This is a genomic window from Bradyrhizobium sp. USDA 4454 (assembly GCF_054822705.1).
This window is the reverse complement of the sequence record NZ_JBTRCN010000001.1, coordinates 3,222,496-3,240,265: the sequence shown is the minus strand read 5'-3', so window position 1 is coordinate 3,240,265 and position 17,770 is coordinate 3,222,496. Positions and strand designations below refer to the sequence as shown.

General features: G+C 65.4%; 13 protein-coding genes and 1 pseudogene. 7 read left to right on the top strand and 7 right to left on the bottom strand.

The features are described from left to right. Window positions 1-71 precede the first annotated feature (71 nt). Window positions 72-1,364 (bottom strand): COG3904 family protein, encoded by a 1,293-nt coding sequence (locus tag ACVIW0_RS14910; protein WP_461353020.1) that lies wholly within the window; start codon window positions 1,362-1,364, stop codon window positions 72-74. A 227-nt stretch (window positions 1,365-1,591) separates the two neighbouring features. Between ACVIW0_RS14910 and thrS the strand changes: the two genes are divergently transcribed. After that, on the top strand, window positions 1,592-3,640 hold the full coding sequence (thrS, locus tag ACVIW0_RS14905) for a threonine--tRNA ligase (protein WP_461353019.1): 2,049 nt from the start codon (window positions 1,592-1,594) through the stop codon (window positions 3,638-3,640). Between the two features lie 84 nt (window positions 3,641-3,724). Next, window positions 3,725-4,288, top strand: coding sequence for a nitroreductase family protein (locus ACVIW0_RS14900; protein ID WP_461353018.1), 564 nt, complete (start codon window positions 3,725-3,727; stop codon window positions 4,286-4,288). A 67-nt stretch (window positions 4,289-4,355) separates the two neighbouring features. On the opposite strand, the gene ACVIW0_RS14895 is transcribed toward ACVIW0_RS14900, so the two are convergent. Together ACVIW0_RS14895 and ACVIW0_RS14890 are read right to left on the bottom strand one after the other, a co-directional pair. After that, the gene (locus ACVIW0_RS14895; protein WP_461353017.1) at window positions 4,356-6,836 is read right to left on the bottom strand and encodes a putative bifunctional diguanylate cyclase/phosphodiesterase; all 2,481 of its coding nucleotides are present in this window, start codon (window positions 6,834-6,836) and stop codon (window positions 4,356-4,358) included. Window positions 6,837-7,102: 266 nt separating this feature from the next. Next, a complete protein-coding gene (locus ACVIW0_RS14890; RefSeq protein WP_461353016.1) occupies window positions 7,103-8,173 on the bottom strand; it encodes a hypothetical protein in 1,071 nt (356 codons plus the stop codon). A gap of 286 nt (window positions 8,174-8,459) precedes the next feature. Here ACVIW0_RS14890 and ACVIW0_RS14885 point away from each other — a divergent pair. After that, window positions 8,460-9,502: pseudogene (locus ACVIW0_RS14885) on the top strand (patatin-like phospholipase family protein). Between the two features lie 2 nt (window positions 9,503-9,504). On the opposite strand, the gene ACVIW0_RS14880 reads toward ACVIW0_RS14885, so the two are convergent. Continuing rightward, on the bottom strand, window positions 9,505-9,933 hold the full coding sequence (locus tag ACVIW0_RS14880) for a CBS domain-containing protein (RefSeq protein ID WP_461353015.1): 429 nt from the start codon (window positions 9,931-9,933) through the stop codon (window positions 9,505-9,507). Window positions 9,934-10,122: 189 nt separating this feature from the next. Further along, window positions 10,123-10,920 carry a rhomboid family intramembrane serine protease gene (locus ACVIW0_RS14875; protein WP_461353014.1) on the bottom strand — a complete coding sequence of 266 codons (798 nt, stop codon included), beginning with the start codon at window positions 10,918-10,920 and terminating at the stop codon, window positions 10,123-10,125. Window positions 10,921-11,421: 501 nt separating this feature from the next. Here ACVIW0_RS14875 and ACVIW0_RS14870 point away from each other — a divergent pair. Beyond that, window positions 11,422-11,976 (top strand): PAS domain-containing protein, encoded by a 555-nt coding sequence (locus ACVIW0_RS14870; RefSeq protein ID WP_461353013.1) that lies wholly within the window; start codon window positions 11,422-11,424, stop codon window positions 11,974-11,976. Window positions 11,977-12,105: 129 nt separating this feature from the next. Further along, entirely contained in the window at window positions 12,106-13,839 is a 1,734-nt protein-coding gene (locus ACVIW0_RS14865) for an adenylate/guanylate cyclase domain-containing protein (protein ID WP_461353012.1), read from the top strand. Window positions 13,840-13,933: 94 nt separating this feature from the next. Here the strand turns inward: ACVIW0_RS14865 and ACVIW0_RS14860 are convergent, their stop codons facing one another. After that, on the bottom strand, window positions 13,934-14,323 hold the full coding sequence (locus ACVIW0_RS14860; RefSeq protein ID WP_461353011.1) for an ester cyclase: 390 nt from the start codon (window positions 14,321-14,323) through the stop codon (window positions 13,934-13,936). A gap of 236 nt (window positions 14,324-14,559) precedes the next feature. Here ACVIW0_RS14860 and ACVIW0_RS14855 point away from each other — a divergent pair, with 236 nt between their 5' ends. Further along, on the top strand, window positions 14,560-15,174 hold the full coding sequence (locus ACVIW0_RS14855) for a tetratricopeptide repeat protein (protein WP_461353010.1): 615 nt from the start codon (window positions 14,560-14,562) through the stop codon (window positions 15,172-15,174). Between the two features lie 206 nt (window positions 15,175-15,380). Next, window positions 15,381-16,535, top strand: a complete 1,155-nt coding sequence (locus ACVIW0_RS14850; RefSeq protein ID WP_461353009.1) for a DJ-1/PfpI family protein — start codon at window positions 15,381-15,383, stop codon at window positions 16,533-16,535. A gap of 15 nt (window positions 16,536-16,550) precedes the next feature. On the opposite strand, the gene ACVIW0_RS14845 is transcribed toward ACVIW0_RS14850, so the two are convergent. Next, window positions 16,551-17,693 carry an acyl-CoA dehydrogenase family protein gene (locus tag ACVIW0_RS14845; RefSeq protein WP_461353008.1) on the bottom strand — a complete coding sequence of 381 codons (1,143 nt, stop codon included), beginning with the start codon at window positions 17,691-17,693 and terminating at the stop codon, window positions 16,551-16,553. Window positions 17,694-17,770: the final 77 nt, after the last annotated feature.

Below are 17,770 nucleotides of genomic sequence, written 5' to 3'. Positions count from 1 at the left end.
GTTAGCAGACCACGAGATCAATGCAACTGCATCTAAATGCATGGCACGTGATCGCCCGGCGCCTGTTGCGCCTATGGCGCGGGCGACGCGGCCGGCGCCGCGCTGACGCTCGGCGAAATAACAACCGACGGAAACGGGCCGGCAGGCTTCGAGCCTACGGCCGCAGCCGGACACGACGCCAGCAGCTGCGTCCATCCCTGCTCCAGCCCGGTGGTGTCGATATCGAATTTCGCGAAACTCGGCTTCGGTTCGGACTTGGCATCCGACTTGGCATCCGACACCAGCGTGCTTTCGCCGACCTGCAGATGCGGGGCCACCAGCATCGCCTTGACAGCGTCCGACGACACCGGATCGCTCCAGACTTCATATTTGCCGAACCGCGCCGGCAATCTGCCGAATGCGACGGTCTTGGCGGCGCCGGCCATCATCACCACCGTGCTCTTGCCGGCGGCACCCTCGTCGAACTCGCGGACGAACATCAGCCGCCCGCGATCCCCGTTCTCGCAGAACAGCCGCCACTCCATCATGCGAAATGCGCTGCCGTCGCCTTTCTTCTCCTGCGCAATCTTGCGAACGTAGGGCCGAGTTTCCTTCTCCACTGCCCAAAGTGTTTCCGGCAACGGTCGCTTGTCGATGCCAAATCGATAGAGCTCCGGCCGTGTCAGCACGTGCAGGTTCTCGAACTTCACGCTCCGGATCAGCTCGCTGAGCTCATGGCTGATCCCCATCGCGGCCAGGAACTGATCACGATCGCGATCGGCGCTCACCATCTCGCGCCGCCTGAAGTCCGCGACGACCTGCGCGGATGGATGCCCGTGGACGACGAACATCAGCTTGGAATTGTGGACACCGACCACCGAATCGGGCGCCACCTCGCGGTTGGTCGCTCCCAGGAACAGGTAGGCGCAGGCCGAAACGCACATCGCGTTGCGCGTGGTGAGTTCGGCCTCGACCTCGCCCTTCGCAGCCTTGATCTTCAGGCAGGCGGCATCGACCTGCGTGCCCTTGGAACAGGCCGGCACGGTGGTCCGGCCGATTCGGGCGATCGCGTTGTGTGCGCGCAGAAACCGCGCGATCCCATAGGACTGCTCGACGTTTCCGCCCGGCGAATGCAGATAGATCGGAAGCTGCCTGTCCTTGATGGGAAAAAGGAAGGTGCGAATCCGCTGCGCGGCCTCGCGATCGATCTCGCCTTCGATCGCGATCCAGCGGTCGCAACCGGCGCCACAAGCATTCGGCGGTCCCTTGGCGAGATAGATGGTCAGCTTCTTCGCAAATCCGGCCTTCTCGACCGGTGTGTCTTCCGCCCGCAAGATGCCCGGGATCAGAAGCAACGCCACGAAAAACAGGAGACGGGAAGACATGAACCTTGCGGATCGTGCGATGGCGGAAAATGGACGCCGGACGTTAGACGATGATCGGCAGCGTCGCAACGCTCGGTGGCCTCGGATGCAGGCGAGCCTGCCTCGATTCCGCGCGGCCGGCGGCCCATTTTCTTGATATTGCCGGATTGCGGGCGTCAAATCCCCTGCTATACCGCTGCTTTCCGCTTACCTGCGCTCGTTCGCAGGAGTGAGCTACAGGAGACATCATGGCCGATACGCCACCCAAATCCGAATCCGGATTCCAATACAGCCTCTCGAACCTCAAGCCCGCAGAACCTGTGAACAAGATCGCGCTCACCTTCCCTGATGGAGCGAGGCGCGATTTCCCGAAAGGGACCACCGGCCTCGACATCGCCAAGGGCATTTCGCCCTCGCTCGCCAAGCGCACCGTCGCGATGGCACTCGACGGCACGCTCGCCGACCTCAACGACCCGATCGAAGCCGACGCCAAAATCGAGCTGATCGGCCGCGAAGACCCGCGCGCGCTGGAACTGATCCGGCACGATGCCGCGCATGTGCTGGCGGAGGCGGTGCAGTCGCTGTGGCCGGGCACCCAGGTCACGATCGGCCCGGTGATCGAGAACGGCTTCTATTACGACTTCTTCCGCAACGAGCCGTTCACCCCGGAAGATTTTGCCGCGATCGAGAAGCGGATGCGCGAGATCATCGCGCGCGACAAGCCCTTTACGAAAGAGGTTTGGGATCGCGAAAAAACAAAACAGGTATTCCGCGACAAGGGCGAGGCCTTCAAGGTCGAGCTGGTCGACGCTATTCCCGGCAACGAGCCGATCAAGATCTACTTCCAGGGCGACTGGTTCGATCTGTGCCGCGGCCCGCACATGACCTCGACCGGCAAGGTCGGCAACGCCTTCAAGCTGATGAAGGTGGCGGGAGCCTACTGGCGCGGCGATTCCAACAATCCGATGCTGACCCGCATCTACGGCACGGCGTTCGCCAAGCAGGAAGACCTCGACGCCTATCTCAGGCAGATCGAGGAGGCCGAGAAGCGCGACCACCGCAAGCTCGGCCGCGAGCTCGACCTGTTCCACTTCCAGGAGGAAGGCCCTGGCGTGGTGTTCTGGCACCCGAAGGGCTGGACCATCTTCCAGCAGCTGATCGCCTATATGCGGCGCCGGCTGCTCGGCGATTACAACGAGGTCAACGCCCCGCAGATACTCGACAAGGTGTTGTGGGAGACCTCGGGCCACTGGGACTGGTACCGCGAGAACATGTTCGCGGCGCAATCCGCCGGCGACGAGGCCGAGGACAAGCGCTGGTTCGCGCTGAAGCCGATGAACTGCCCGGGTCATGTGCAGATCTTCAAGCACGGGCTGAAGAGCTACCGCGACCTGCCGCTGCGGCTGGCCGAGTTCGGCGTCGTGCATCGCTACGAACCGTCGGGCGCGATGCACGGCCTGATGCGGGTGCGCGGCTTCACCCAGGACGACGCCCATGTGTTCTGCACCGAACAGCAGCTCGCCGAGGAATGTCTCAAGATCAACGATCTGATCCTGTCGACCTACGCCGATTTCGGCTTCGACGGCGAGCTCACGGTCAAGCTCTCGACCCGGCCGGAGAAGCGGGTCGGCACCGACGAAATGTGGGATCACGCCGAACGCGTGATGGCCACCGTGCTGTCCGAGATCAAGGCCAAGGGCAGCAACCGGATCCGCACCGAGATCAATCCCGGTGAAGGCGCGTTCTACGGGCCGAAATTCGAATACGTGCTGCGCGACGCCATCGGCCGCGACTGGCAGTGCGGCACCACCCAGGTCGACTTCAACCTGCCGGAACGGTTCGGCGCGTTCTACATCGATCACGACGGCTCGAAGAAGGCGCCGGTCATGGTGCACCGCGCGATCTGCGGCTCGATGGAGCGCTTCATCGGCATCCTGATCGAGCACTATGCCGGCAACTTCCCGCTCTGGCTGGCGCCGACGCAGCTCGTGGTCACGACCATTACCTCCGAGGGCGACGAGTACGCCAAGGTGGTGGCGGCGGCGGCGCGCCGCGCTGGCCTCCGCGTCGAGATCGACCTGCGCAACGAGAAGATCAACTACAAGGTCCGCGAGCATTCGCTGGCCAAGATCCCCGCCCTGCTGGTCGTCGGCAAGAAGGAAGCCGAGACCCATTCGGTCTCGGTTCGCCGCCTCGGCAGCGAGCGCCAGACCGTGATGCCGACCAGTGAGGCGATCGCCGCGCTGGTGGATGAAGCGACGCCGCCCGACATGAAGCAGGCGCGATCCGTCGCCTGATCTTCACAATCGGTCTAAACTGGCTTTCGCAGGCTTGGTCGTGCCCCCATCTTGGGGGCACGACTCCCCTTGAAGGACATTTCCGTGCCCGATGCTATTGAACTCCTGAAGACACGCCGCTCGATGAAACCGCGCGAGATGACCGGCCCGGGCCCGTCCGCGGCCGAGCTCGAGACCATCCTGACGATCGGCGCACGCGTGCCCGATCACGGCAAGCTGGCGCCCTGGCGTTTCATCGTGTTCGAGGGCGATGCCCGCGCGCGCGCCGGCGACGTGATCGCAAAAGTCTTCGCCCGCAAGAATCCGGGCGCGCCGGCCTCCGACATCGAGGTCGAGAAGAGGCGCCTGACCGACGCGCCGCTGGTGATCGGCGTGGTCTCCTTCACCAAGCCGCATCCGAAGGTGCCGCCGTGGGAGCAGGAATTGTCGGCCGGCGCGAGCGCGATGAACATCGTCACCGCAGCGACCGCGCTCGGCTACGGCGCCTGCTGGCTGACCGGCTGGTTCGCGTTCGACCGTGACGTGCTCGACGGCCTCGGCCTCAAACCGGACGAGAAGCTCGCCGGGCTCATTCACATCGGGACCCCGACCAAGCCGAGCGAAGACCGCCCGCGCCCGGCGCTGTCGGATATCGTGACGCGGTTCTAGTTATGCAGGACCACTGGTCCCCGGGTGTCGCTTCGCTCACCCGGGCTATGAAGTCGTCATCGCGCAGCTAGGCCGCCTTCGACGCCCACTCCGCAAATCGAGTCAACAACGCCGCAATCTCACTCCCGGGCCTCGCCGCGCTGAACAGGAATCCCTGTACCTCGCTGCAGCCTTCGGCGCGCAGCCAGTCGAGCTGATCCGTGGTCTCGACGCCTTCTGCGGTCGTGGTGATCTTGAGGCTGCGGCCGAGGCCGGAGATCGCGCGCACGATCGCGACGCAGTCGGAGCGCAGCGCCAGGTCCTTGACGAAGGAACGGTCGATCTTGATCTTGTCGAACGGGAAGCTGCGCAGATAGCTCAACGAGGAATAGCCGGTGCCGAAATCGTCCATCGAGATGCTGACGCCGAGCTCGCGCAGCTGATGCAGGATCGCGAGGTTGGCCTCGGTTTCTGCGAGAAACACCGACTCGGTGATCTCGAGCTCGAGACGCCGTGCCGGCAGTCCGGAATGCGCCAGCGCCGAGATCACGGCCTGCACCAGATTGCGGCTGCGAAACTGGACCGGCGACAGATTGACGGCGACCTTGACGTCGGCCGGCCACTTCATCGCCTCGGCGCAGGCTTCGCGCAGCACCCACTCGCCGAGCGCCACGATAAGGCCGATGTCTTCGGCAACCGGGATGAACTCCGCGGGCGAGACCATGCCCTTCTGCGGATGCCGCCAGCGCAGCAGCGACTCGAAGCCCGAGATACGGTCGGCCGCGATGTCCACCAGCGGCTGGTAGTGCAGCTCGAACTCGCCGTTGTTGAAAGCCGCGCGCAGGTCGCGCTCCATGTCGCGGCGCTTCTGCGCCTGCTGATCCATCTCCGGCTCGAAGAAGTGGTGCACGCCGCCGCCCTCGGCCTTGGCGCGGTACAGCGCCATATCGGCGTTGCGCATCAATTGTTCCGAGCTCGTGCCGTCGCCCGGCGACAGTGCGATCCCGATGCTGGCGCCGACCACGACTTCGAGCCCATCGATGTTGTAGGGTGCGCTCAAGGCATCGATCAGCCGTTCGGCGAAGGTGCTGGCCTCGTTCGGCGAAACGTCGGCGGCGAGCACGATCGCGAACTCGTCGCCGCCGAGCCGCGCCGCCACATTGTCGTCGCGAACCGCCTCGCGCAGCCGCTCCGCCACCAGCTTGAGCAGCCGGTCGCCCATGGGATGCCCGAAGGCGTCGTTGACGTTCTTGAACAGGTCGAGGTCGACGCACATCACAGCGACGCGCTTGTTGCCGGAGCGGCCGCGCTCCAGCGCCTCGCGGAGGCGCTGCTGGTAGAAGTCGCGGTTCGGCAAATTGGTGAGGCCGTCATGGTGCGCCATATGCGCGATCCGCGCTTCGGCGGCGCGGCGCTCGGTGATGTCGACCACCGCGACCAGATAGCCGTCGCGACCCTCGAACGCCACCCTGCGTCCGAAGGTCAGCACATGGATCTCGGTGCCGTCGGCCCTGATGTGCCGCCAGTCGCGGCTCGATTGATAGACGTCGCCGATCTCGCGCAAGGCGGCGCTGTGTACGTTCCACTCGTCCACCGGCCAGATCTCGCGCAATGTCATGCCGAGAAATCTCTCCCGGCTGTACCCGTAGTGCTGAACGGCCGCATCGTTGACGCTAAGGAATTCCATCGTACGGGCGTCGAACACCCACATCGGCATCGGGTTGTTCTCGAACAGCAGGCGGAACGACACCTCGCGCTGCTTCAGCGCGGTGACGTCGGAGACCGTTAGCGACAGCATGTCGCCGAACGCCGTGACGCCGAGGCGCAGGCAGCGATCGCCGCTGTCGATCTCGAACTGCCCGCCGGGGCCGCTGCCGACGAATCCGCGCAGACGGTTCATCACCGCCGGCGCCGCCAGCGGATTGCCGCCGGCACTGAGCCGGCGCCACAGCAATTCGGTCGCGGGCTGCATCAGCAACCTTGCGGCGCCCTGGTTGAGATGCACGACCTGGAAGTCGGCCGGCTGGCCCTGCGCGTCGCGGATCGCGGCAAGGGACAGTACGCCCTCGTCGGTGGCCGAGAAGATCGTGTCGAGAAGATTGTACTGCGCATCGCGCTCGTTGACGTAGACGCCGATCAGGATACCGCCCCAGCGCGACCGCGTCGGCAGCGCCAGCACGTCGAAGGTCCGCACCAGGCCATCGCGCACGCAATGCGCCGACGCGAGATAGGGCCGGCAGTTCGCGCGCGCGTTGGCGGCGGCTTCGGTCAGCGCGGTGGCGCAGTCCGGCGGCAGCGCACTGAGCGGAATGTCCCAGCGCTCGTCGTTCAGCCAGGTCTGGACGTAGCGGCCGGTATGGGACGCGCACAGCACGCCATCGACGTCGCGCAGCAACACGATGTGATCCGCGAGCCGGCCGAGGCTGCCGAGCATCACGTCCTCATAGTGCGGCAGCTTCTCGCCGGGACGAACCGCGGCCTGCCACTTGCGTTGCAGCACCGGAACGTCGGCGAACATCTCTGAATTGAACTTGCCCGATACCTTTGATGTCTTGTTGGCCATGACCATGGCACGCCCCACGCAAACACCAGGCATGATCCGGAAAAGTGCGAAGCGGTTTTCCGAACAGATCATGCCCGAACAAAAAGCTTAAGCGCGATGATGTTTCTCCGCGCTTATGTCCCCGTGGCATCCAAGTCATGCCGCGGCTTAATGCCGTGTAAAAATAGTGAGCCCGCGCATCATCGCGAGCGATTATGACGGCTCAACTTTGCGCGATGGTTAGTTGGCGTTAGAAACTATGACAGTTGCATGAAATGCAACCCAGCCGGACCTCAGCGCGCCACGACCTCGACTTCGCCGTCCACGCCGTTGACGACGTTGAAGGGACGTTCGAACACCTTGCCCTCGTTCTTGGCGATCGCGCGATACTCGCCTTCGGACAGCACGACGCGCGGGAACGCGCCGATCGATTCCTTGATCACGTCGCCGCCCGGCGTGATCACCGACCAGGCGGTGTTGGCGAGCGCCTCGCCGCCCTTCTCGCTGACCAGCTTGAGCGTGATGACCGCCGCGCGATGCGTGACGGTGACGTCGGTCAACTTGCCCGCTGCGACGCGGATGTCGGAGCGCACCACCGAGTTGGCATCGCCATAGTTGGAGACGATGTAGTAGGTGCCCTCCGGCAGCAGCGCGACGTCGCCGGCGGACACGTTGGGCACCAGGGGGCCGCGGTCCGAGCCGTCGAACTGGCTGCCCTTGTAGATCGCGAACGAAATCTGGTTGGCCGGGATCTTGCTCGAGCCGACCCGCCCCTCGATCCGCAGGCCTCCGGCCGGCAGCACAAAGGACTCGCGATCGGTCTCCGACTTCAGGCTGACCGCGCGCACCGCGCTGACGAGGCCGAGCGCGACATGGACCACGTAGTTGCCGGGCGGCAGCACGAGATTGGGCGTCGCCGCGCGCTCCTCGCGGATCAGCTTGTAGGTGCCGTTGTCGTCAGGCTTGTCGGCGAACACCCGCCAGACCAGCCCGGCATTGATGACCGGCAGGTCCTTGCCGTACCGCGCCGTCAGCGCCAGCACCGCCTGCCCGGCGGTCGGCGATCCGGCCGGCGGGGTCACCGGGGGCACGGTCGCAATCGAGGGCTGGACGATGGTCGGCTGGCTCAGCGGACCGGGCAAAACCGGCCCCGAACCGGCCCCGGACGGCGGTGCCAGATTGAGCGCCGGGCCGGTCGGTACCTCCGGCACCGACGCGGGCGGGATCGGCGGCGGCCGGTCGCTGAAGAACTGCGCCGACCCGGATGCAGGGATCAGGGCAAGCAAAAATGCCGCAAGCGCCAATAGCGGACGAAGCCGCATGCCCCGCCCGCATCCGCCGATGCCGTTGCCCCTCGAAGTCATCACCATGCTTTTCAACGAAAACGCGGCAAATTCAAGCCGTCGTCCGAGGGGCGTCCAAGGGTTTGTCACGGTCCCGCCGCGCAATCCCCGGTTTGGAACCGCTCGATCAAGCCGATGTTAGCCGATGTAGGCCTTGGGTGAGCCCAGGCGCCGCCGTCCAGTCACATTCCCTGCCTACCGCGGACCACCGGGCATGAATCATGCCTCTGGGGAATAACCATGAAGATGGACGACGCTGGCGCAGCCAAGCCGCGCCGCCTAGTCTTGCGCTGGCAGGAGATTTGTCGTGTTGGATAGCTGGATGGGCCGAGGCCACAAGAGCTCCGACGGCCCCGACAAGGTCGGACTGGGAGCCGTTCGCCGGCCGGTGATCGGGCTCGCGCTCGGCGGTGGCGCCGCGCGCGGCTTTGCCCATATCGGTATCATCAAGACCCTGCTCGCCCATGGCATCGTCCCCAATGTCGTCGTCGGCACCTCGATCGGCTCGGTGGTCGGCGGCGCCTATGCGGCCGGCCATATCGAAACGCTGGAGAAATGGGCCCGCGGCCTGCAGCCGCGCAGCGTGCTCGGCTATCTCGACATCCGCCTCAACGGCTCCGGCCTGATCGGCGCGGCACCAAGCTGGCCGCCGAGATCGAGGCGGCGCTGGGAAAATCCGTGATCGAGGATCTCCCGGTCAAGTTCGCGAGCGTCGCGACCGAGGTGCGCACGGGCCACGAGATCTGGCTGACGCAAGGCCCCCTGGTCGATGCCATGCGCGCCTCCTACGCCCTGCCCGGCATCTTCGCGCCGGTGCTAATCGGCGACCGCTGGCTGGTCGATGGTGCGCTGGTCAACCCGGTGCCGGTGTCGGCCGCACGCGCGCTCGGCGCCGAGATCGTCATTGCGGCAAACCTCTCCAGCGACGTGTTCGCGCACTCGACCACAATCTACAATCACGGCGCGGTGCCGACGCCGGAGGTCACGGTCGCGGTGACCGCCGAGGCGGAGGTGGAGCCACCGAAGCGCCGCTTTGGCCGGTTCTTCTCGGCCGAACGCACCGTGAAGCGGGAGTTTTTCGGGAGCGCCACCCGGCCCGGGATCTCCAGCGTCATGGTCGATGCCTTCAACATCATGCAGGACCGCATCACCCGTGCGCGCCTCGCCGGTGATCCGCCTGACATGCTGATCTCGCCGCGGGTCGGGCAGATCGGCTGGTTCGACTTCCACCGCGCCGACGACCTGATCGCGCACGGCATCCGCGCCGCCGAACGCGCCATCGGCGCGATCGAGGAAGCGATCGACATCCTGGCGCCGCCGTCGAGCGGCGCGGGCAGCGCCGGGAAATAGTCTCAGGCGGTCTTGATGTAGTCGCGCAGCGCTTCCTGCTCGCGCTCATATTCCTCCACGCGGCGCTTGACGATGTCGCCGATCGAGATCAGCCCGACCACCTTGCCGTCCTCGACGACGGGCAAATGGCGGAATTTGCCTGTCGTCATCATCTCCATGATGCCGCTGACGGTATCGGACTGACGGCAGCTCACGACCTTCTTGGTCATGACCGCGCTCACCGGCTCGTCCAGCGCGCCCGCGCCGCGCTCCGCGAGCACGCGCACGATGTCGCGCTCCGACAGGATGCCTTCCATCCGGCCCTGCTCCATCACCAGCACCGCGCCGATCTTGCGCTCGCCGAGCAGCTTGACCGCGGCCGATAGCTTCGCGTCGGGCGCGACGCTCATCACCTGATGACCCTTTGTATCGAGAATGGAACGTACCGTCATTGTCGCCTCCCTGAATCCGCTCGCGCCCCGCTCCGGCGGGATCGCGCCTGTTCGCCAGAGTCTTCAATCAACAGTTCCGCGCCGATTTCGGTTCCGGGCGCGGTCAGTAGCTGGGCTCGATGTGTCGGCCCGCTTTATTTCTGCTTCGCAAAGATGATGGATGAATTCGATCCGAGCCGCAAGCGGCGATCAGACGCGCCCCGACTGATCTACCGACGACGCATCTGCAGCATCGTGTCGCGTACGCGGGATCGGATCGAACAGCGAGAACAGCAACAGCCCGGCGAGGAAGCCGCCGATATGGGCCTGCCAGGCGACGACCGTGTCCTCACCGCCGAGCGACAGCGACGTGGCGCCGAACAGGATGTTGACCCCGAACCAGATCGCCAGGAAGGCGAGCACCCGACCGTTGCGCAACGCCCGCCACAGCGACAACGCCGGCACCTTGGCGGCCGCCTCGGCATCGCCGCGGCTGAACGACAGGAAGCTGCCCTTCACGAAGGCAAAGCGGATCGCCGCCGCCATCGTCCCCGACACCGACGCCGATGCGCCGATCATCGGCGCGATCGCGTGCTCATGGGTCAACAGATGCGCGAGCGCGCCGGCCGCCGCCGTCACCGCCATGAAGACGAAGAAGCGCACCGCGCCGAAGCGCCGCGCCAGCGCACTGCCGAACGGCAGCAACCACAGCACATTGAAGCCGATATGGGTGAGGTTGGCATGCAGCAGCGAATAGGTGACGAAGCTCCAGACCTTGGCGCCGTCCCCGCCTGGGAAGGTGATGTCGAGCAACGTCGAATCGTAGCGCTTCGGGATGAAGCCGAACACGTCGACGGTCCAGTTCTCCAGCTCCGGCGGCAGCAGCACCCGCAGATGGATCACCGCGATCAGCAGGATGTAGGCTGTGAGCGCCGGCGGCAGGGTCAGGATCGGCTCGCGCGGCGCCTCCGGCGGCGGCGCGAGCGGGGATTCGGGATGGGAGTCCAAGGGGTCGGCGACCTCGACAGCGGCTGTGAATCAGAGATAGGCGGCTTTCACACCCCTGTGCAAGTGCACAATCCCGAAATCGGACACTCCCGTGTCCCGGATGCGTCTGGCCATGATATCCCAGCGAAAAGAAAAGGGAGGGTGCTGAGAACACCCTCCCTGATCGGCCGGCCTTGTCATGCGCCAGAGGGATCGGGAGACCATCCCCACCCCTCCCCGCACGATGACCAAACTGTTTGACGCCGCCTGTGTACCAACCGCGCCGGCGCTTGGGGCAGCCGGCGTGAACGGGAACGCGCAGACCCTACGCAGGCGTTCCCGGGACGCCAAGGACATAGTTAAATTTACGTTAACAACACAAAGCTGCCGATAAGCCGCCCAAACCGCGACCACGGCATGGACGCTGCACAGCCTTCCCTGCACAACAGAAAAGGGAAGGCGCCTGAGCAAAACCGGGACAGATGTGTCCCGCCGAGACAGGTGCCGGGCAAGGTTCTTTAGATGAAGCACAGCTCCAGCCGTGAATACTTCGCTTATTGGAATGCGAAGCGCGGTACCGCACGCGCACCTGACCGGAGTGAGTTTGAGCCGTCCGCGGTGCGCGAGCTGCTGTCCGACATCTTCGTGCTGGCCTATGATGGCGAGACCCGCTTCCCGTTCCGCGTCGCCGGCACCCGCACCTCCGCCCTGCTCGGCTGCGACCTCAAGAACCAGAGCTTTTCGGCGCTGTTCGCCGGCGAGAGCCGCGGCGAGATCGAGGACATCATCACCTGCGTCGTCGAAGAGACCCTGCCGGCCATCGCCGGCATCACCGCCACGACCGAGGCCGGCGCCAAGGCGCATCTTGAATTGCTGCTGCTGCCGTTCACCGCCCGCGTCCATATGCCGGCAAGCCTGACCGGCCTGCTCGCCCCGTTCGAGGACGACGTCACGAGGCTGCACGACTTGGTGCTGACCTCGTGGCGCTACCTGCATCCCCAGGAGCGGCTTGTGCCGCGGACCCTGCGCAAGCTCGCGATCGCGCGCGGCCTGATGGTCTACGAAGGGCTGCGCTGACCCCCCCCACCCGCCCGCCGGCCGAATGGCGTGGACCGGTCGCTTGCGCCGCGCGCCGTGGAACTCTATTAGCTGTTGTGCCGCCACAGCGGGAGTGACCCGCTCATTGCAGCTGCGGCGGGGCTCGGCATGTTTCGAAATTCGATCAGGCAGAAGATCGTCGGCATTGCCGCGGGACTGATCGTCCTCGCGGTGATCACCTCGCTGCTGTCCATGGTGATGGCGGGCCAGGTCGGCCATCTCCTCGACGAGCTCACCAACCGCTACATCCCCGCCTACGGCCACCTCGCGCGCGTCAACATCCGCTCGCTGGAGCGGTCGCTGGCGATGCGCCGGATGATGATGGCGAAGATGCAGGCGCCGGGCGAGGACGGCGGCTACGCGGCTGCGCGCAAGGCGTTCGACGAGATCGAGCCGACAATCAAGCGCGAGGCCGACGCCGCGCGCGTGCTGATCGATGCGATCATCGCCGATCCCTCGACGCCATCAGACAATGCCGCGCTCGGGCGCCTCGACGACCGCATCGACAATGCCGTCAACGACCTGCTGATGCGCCTCAACGCAGAGAACAAGACGCTGCTCGAGCAACTCGATGCCCAGGAGTTCGCTGCCGCGAAAGCGACCACGCTGCGCGCCGACGCCCTGCGCGACGATTTCAGCAACCGGATCGAGAGCATCCGGACCGACATGCTGGCGCAGGTCGCCTCGGCCGCAGCCACAGTGATGAGTGCCCAGCAGCGGGCGATCATCATCTCCGGCGTCGTCACCGCGATTGCCGCGATCCTCGGCTTCGTGTTCGCGATGCTGGTCGGCAGCGGCATCACCCGCCCGGTGATGCGCCTCTTGGAGAGCACCCGCGAGGTCGAGGCCGGCCGCCTCGATGGCGCCATCGCCATCACGACCCAGGACGAGATCGGCCAGCTCTCGGCTGCGTTCAACCGCATGATCGAGACGCTGCGCCACAACCAGCGCATCCGCGAGACCTTCGGCCGCTACATCAATCCGCGGATCGCCGAAGGCCTGCTCGAGCAACCAGCCATCGCCGCCACCGAAGGGCAGCGCCGTGTCATGACGGTGATGTTCTGCGACATGAAGGGCTTCACCCGCCTGAGCGAAGGCGTGACGCCGAGCGGCCTCGTCAAGATCATGAACCTCTATCTGTCGACGATGTCCGCGCCGGTCCATGCGCATCGCGGCATCATCGACAAATATATCGGCGACGCCATCATGGCCTATTGGGGCGCCCCCTTCGTCGAGGAGGCCGAGCAGACCCATCTGGCCGCGCTTGCCGCCATCGACATGATCGGCCAGGTCAACAAGCTGCGCAAGGATCTGCCCGAGCTGCTCGGCGTGCGCGCGATCCCCGCCGACTGCGATATCCGGATCGGGATCGCCACCGGCGAGGCGCTGGTCGGTAGCATCGGCTCCGAATTCATGATGAGCTACACCGTGCTCGGCGACACCGTGAACCTCGCCTCGCGGCTGGAAGGCGCCAACAAGTTCTACGGCAGCCGCAGCCTGATCTCGGAAGCCACCGCCGCAGCCTGTGCCGCGACCATCGAGCTGCGCGAGATCGACCGCCTCGTCGTGATGGGGCAGACCCAGCCGGTCGCCGTGTTCGAGATCGTCGGCAAGAAGGACGAACTGACACCGGCGCAGAGCGAGCTGCGGCAGCACTATGCCGATGGTCTCGCCGCCTATCGCGCGCAACGCTGGAACGACGCCGAGCAAGCGTTCACCGCGGCGCTGGCCGCCGTGCCGGGCGACGGCCCGTCAATCGCGATGAAGGCGCGGGTTGCGAGTTTCCGGCAAAATCCGCCGGCTGCGGATTGGGACGGCGCGTGGCACCTGGAGCAGAAATAGAAGATCTGTAGCCAGCATGAGCGTAGCGATATGCGGGAAGATCGACCCCGGATATCGCTGCGCTCTTCCGGGCTACGGCCGGTCATCCGAACGCTCACAAAAGCTGCGTCTCGATTGCCGCCTTGTCTATCACCGACCACACCTCCACGATCTTTCCGTCGCGAAACTGGTAGAACACGTTCTCGGCAAAGGCGATGCGTCTGCCGTTGACGTTGAGACCGAGGAACGTCGCCTTCGGCGAACAGTTGAACGCCAGCCTGCTCGCGACATGGGACGCATCCGCGATCAGCAGTGCGACGTTGAAGCGCAGGTCCGGGATGTCGCAAAAATCCTTCTCCAGCATCTCGCGATAGCCGGACAAGCCTATCCGCCGGCCGTTGTGGCACACGTCATCATCGACGAACTGGCCGAGTTGCGGCCAATCCTGCCGATTCAGACAGGCGATGTAGCTTCGGTAGATCCCGGCGAGGTCCTTCTTCATCATCGATCGTCCTTGTCGCAGCGATAGCCATTGAGGTCGGGCATGATTCTAACACCGATGTTAGTTTCGAATCCGCAGTTCGTTGCTCGGCCGGCACGCACGCCCAAGCGCGCGAGGTTCGGAAGCGACAGGGCGATTGCCGCATCGGCAACAATTTCTCAGAACGCGCGGAATGTCTCCCGCGATCGGGAGTTAGTGCTTCAGACCAGTGGCTTTCCACGTCGAATCCGGAGGTGCGCATGATCAAGTCACCGATGAAGCTCGCAATGCTTGCGTCAATTCTGACGGCGCCGATCATCCTGTTCCCACAGCAGACCACCCTCGCCGCCGGTGGCGGTGGTGGCGGCGGCGGAGGAGCAGGCGGCGGAGAGCTCTACGGGTCGAGCTACAGCACTCCCGCGCCGGCCTATCCCCAGGACAAGGGCAGAAAGACCACGCACCGGGTCAAGAAGCCGGCCAAGCAGTCCAGCTTCGAGGATCCCGCATTCCGCGAGGGCTATCGCGCGGCCTATGCAACGATCTACGAACGTAACGACTACGCCGCCGCGATCGATCAGTTGCACGCGCTCGGCAACGACGATCACCCGAACGTCGCCAATTTGATCGGCTACTCCTATCGGAAGCTCGGCGACTACAAGCAGTCGCAAGTCTGGTACGAGCGCGCGCTGAAAGCCGACCCGAACCACGTGCTGACCTGGAACTACTACGGCCTCTGGCAGATCGAACAGGGCAACCGCGATGCCGCGCAGTATCATCTGAGCCGGATCGCCGAGATCTGCGGCACAGACTGCGAGGAGTATCGGACGCTGGCGATGGCGCTGGAGAAGCCGCCGGGAACGAACCTCGTCTATTGAGCGCGTCGTGCAGCCCGCATGAGCGGAGCGACATGCGGGGAGGAACGACCCCGGATATCGCTGGCGCTCATCCGGGCTTCGCGTCCCCGCGGCGCCTCCACCGCCTTTCGCATGTCCGTTTTTGCGGGAATTTCGCCGTGTTGATCGATGCGATCGACGGGTAGCTTGTTCGCCGGGCGACGCAAGCAGATTTGAGATCGATCATCATGACCTGGCGGCTTCTCGCGTGGAGCGGCATCGCCATCGCCGCGCTGATTCCAATCATTGGCGGCATCTGGCTTCTCACCCTACCCGCTGCATCGGCGTTCCGGGTGCAGCCTCCGATCGCGCAGCAGGAGCACGACGCAACGCTCGCGACGCTGAAGCCGCCAAAGCGGGCGCGCCCGTTGATCGCCATCATCGGCATCAACGACATGACCGAGACCACCGACTATCTGATGCCATACGGCATCCTCAAGCGGGCTGACGTCGCCGATGTCGTCACGTTGGCGACGGGGCCCGGTCCGGTGACGCTGTTTCCGGTGCTGAAGGTCGAGCCTGACGCGACCACAGCTGCATTCGATGCAGCGCATCCCGACGGCGCCGATTACGTCATCGTGCCGGCAATGAGCCGCGATGACGATCCGGCCGTGATGCAATGGGTCCGGCGGCAGGCGGAAAATGGTGCCGTCATTGTCGGCATCTGCGCCGGCGGCAAGGTCGTCGCCTCGACCGGCCTGCTTGATGGCAGGCGCGCGACCACGCATTGGTTTTACCTGAAGGACTGGCGCGACAATCATCCCGCCATCCGATATGTCGCCGACCGCCGCATCGTGGTCGACCGCGGCGTCGCAACGACGACCGGCATTTCGGCGTCGATGCCGATGTCGCTCACCCTGATCGAGGCGATCGCCGGCCGCGCCCGGGCCGAGGCTGTCGCCGGCGAGATCGGGCTGCCCGGCTGGGACGCGCGACATGACAGCAACGCCTTCAAGTTCACCCGCCCCTTTGCGCTGATCGCGATCCAGAACACGCTGGCGTTCTGGAACCGGGAGCAGCTCGGCCTGGCGCTTGTCCCTGGCATCGACGAGGTCTCGCTAGCGCTGGTTGCGGACGCCTGGTCGCGAACCTATCGCTCTCGTGCCGTGACGTTTGCCACAACGGGTGACGCGGTGACGAGCCGCAATGGATTACGTATCTATCCGCGGCAGGCCGCGGCAAGCTGGCCGGCTGATCGCTTGCTCCCGCCAGTCGGCACGACACCACCGGCCCAGGCGCTCGACCAGGCGCTCGCGGAGATCGAGACACGCTATGGCCGGGGAACGGCGGATTTCGTCGCCATGCAGCTGGAATATCCGGCGCAGGCGTCTCGCAACGAATAGCCCGCCTTCCTCACGCTAGAACCGCGTCGTACCGAGCGGCAGGCCGAGCTTCACGCGGCCGGCCAGCGTGTAGCTGTTCGGCGTCATCGCCACATGCTTGATCGCGGCCTGCATGTCGCGGATCGAGCGTTCGAGCGTGCCGGTCTCGAAGATCGCGGCAGTGCCGGCGGCGGCGGCGATCATCTCGACGACGCGCGCGGCACTTTCGCCGGCATTGGCGCAGGCGATCCGGTGCAGCAGCCGCGCTTCGATCAGGCGTTCGCCCCCGGCCTCGCTCGCCGCCATCAGTTCGGTCATATCTTCGACCAGCAGCGCACGCGCGGAGCGCAGCGTCGCTTCGGCGCGGCCGACCATGGCCTGGACCAGTTCGCCGTCGCGCAGCTGACCGCCGCCGCCGAGCCGCGGCTTCTTGCCCGCAAGCGTGATGAAGGCATCGAGCGCGCCGCGCGCGATGCCGAGCGGCACCACCGAGACGGTCCAGGAAAATGCCGCCAGACCCGGCAGGCGGTAGGGAATGCCGGGCTGGGTCGGCTTGAAGTCGACCAAGGGATGAGTGTGGCTTTCGGCGACGAAGCAATCCTGCATCTCGAAGTCGCAGCTGCCGGTGGCACGCAATCCGGACACGAACCAGGTGTCGTGGAGGCGGACGTCGGTCCGATCGACGTAGCAGCAGATCGGCGGACCGTCCTTGCCATCGGGGCCCTTCACGCTGGCGAGCCCCATGAATTTGGTGGCGTGCGGCGCGCCGCTGCCGAACGGCCAGCGTCCGCTAACGCGGTAGCCGCCCTCGACCTCCACCGCCGTCCCGATTGCACCGGTGGCGGCAGCGATGAAGGCGTACGGGTCGGCGAACCAGCCACGCACCACCTCCTCCGGCAGATAGCCGCCGGCCCGGCTCATGCCGCCGCCATTGCCGACCAGCCAGCCGACCGAGCCGTCAAGCGCGGAGGCGGCCTCGACGATCGTCATGAAATCGAGCGGCGAGAATTCCGGCCCGCCGAGCGCCTTGGGTAGATAAAGCCGAAACAGTCCAGCCTCGGCCAACGCCCGGAACACGGCATCGGGAAGCCTGCGCTCGCGATCGAAATGCGCCCGCTGCTCGGCGATCAGCGGGACAAGCCGCACGAGCGCGGCCAAATGGTCGGCAACACTGGACATGGCAATGTTTTGGGCAGGCTGGGGCATATGTCGCCGTCCTTTTCGAAAGCTGGCAATTTCTGGAGTTCAGCGCGGTG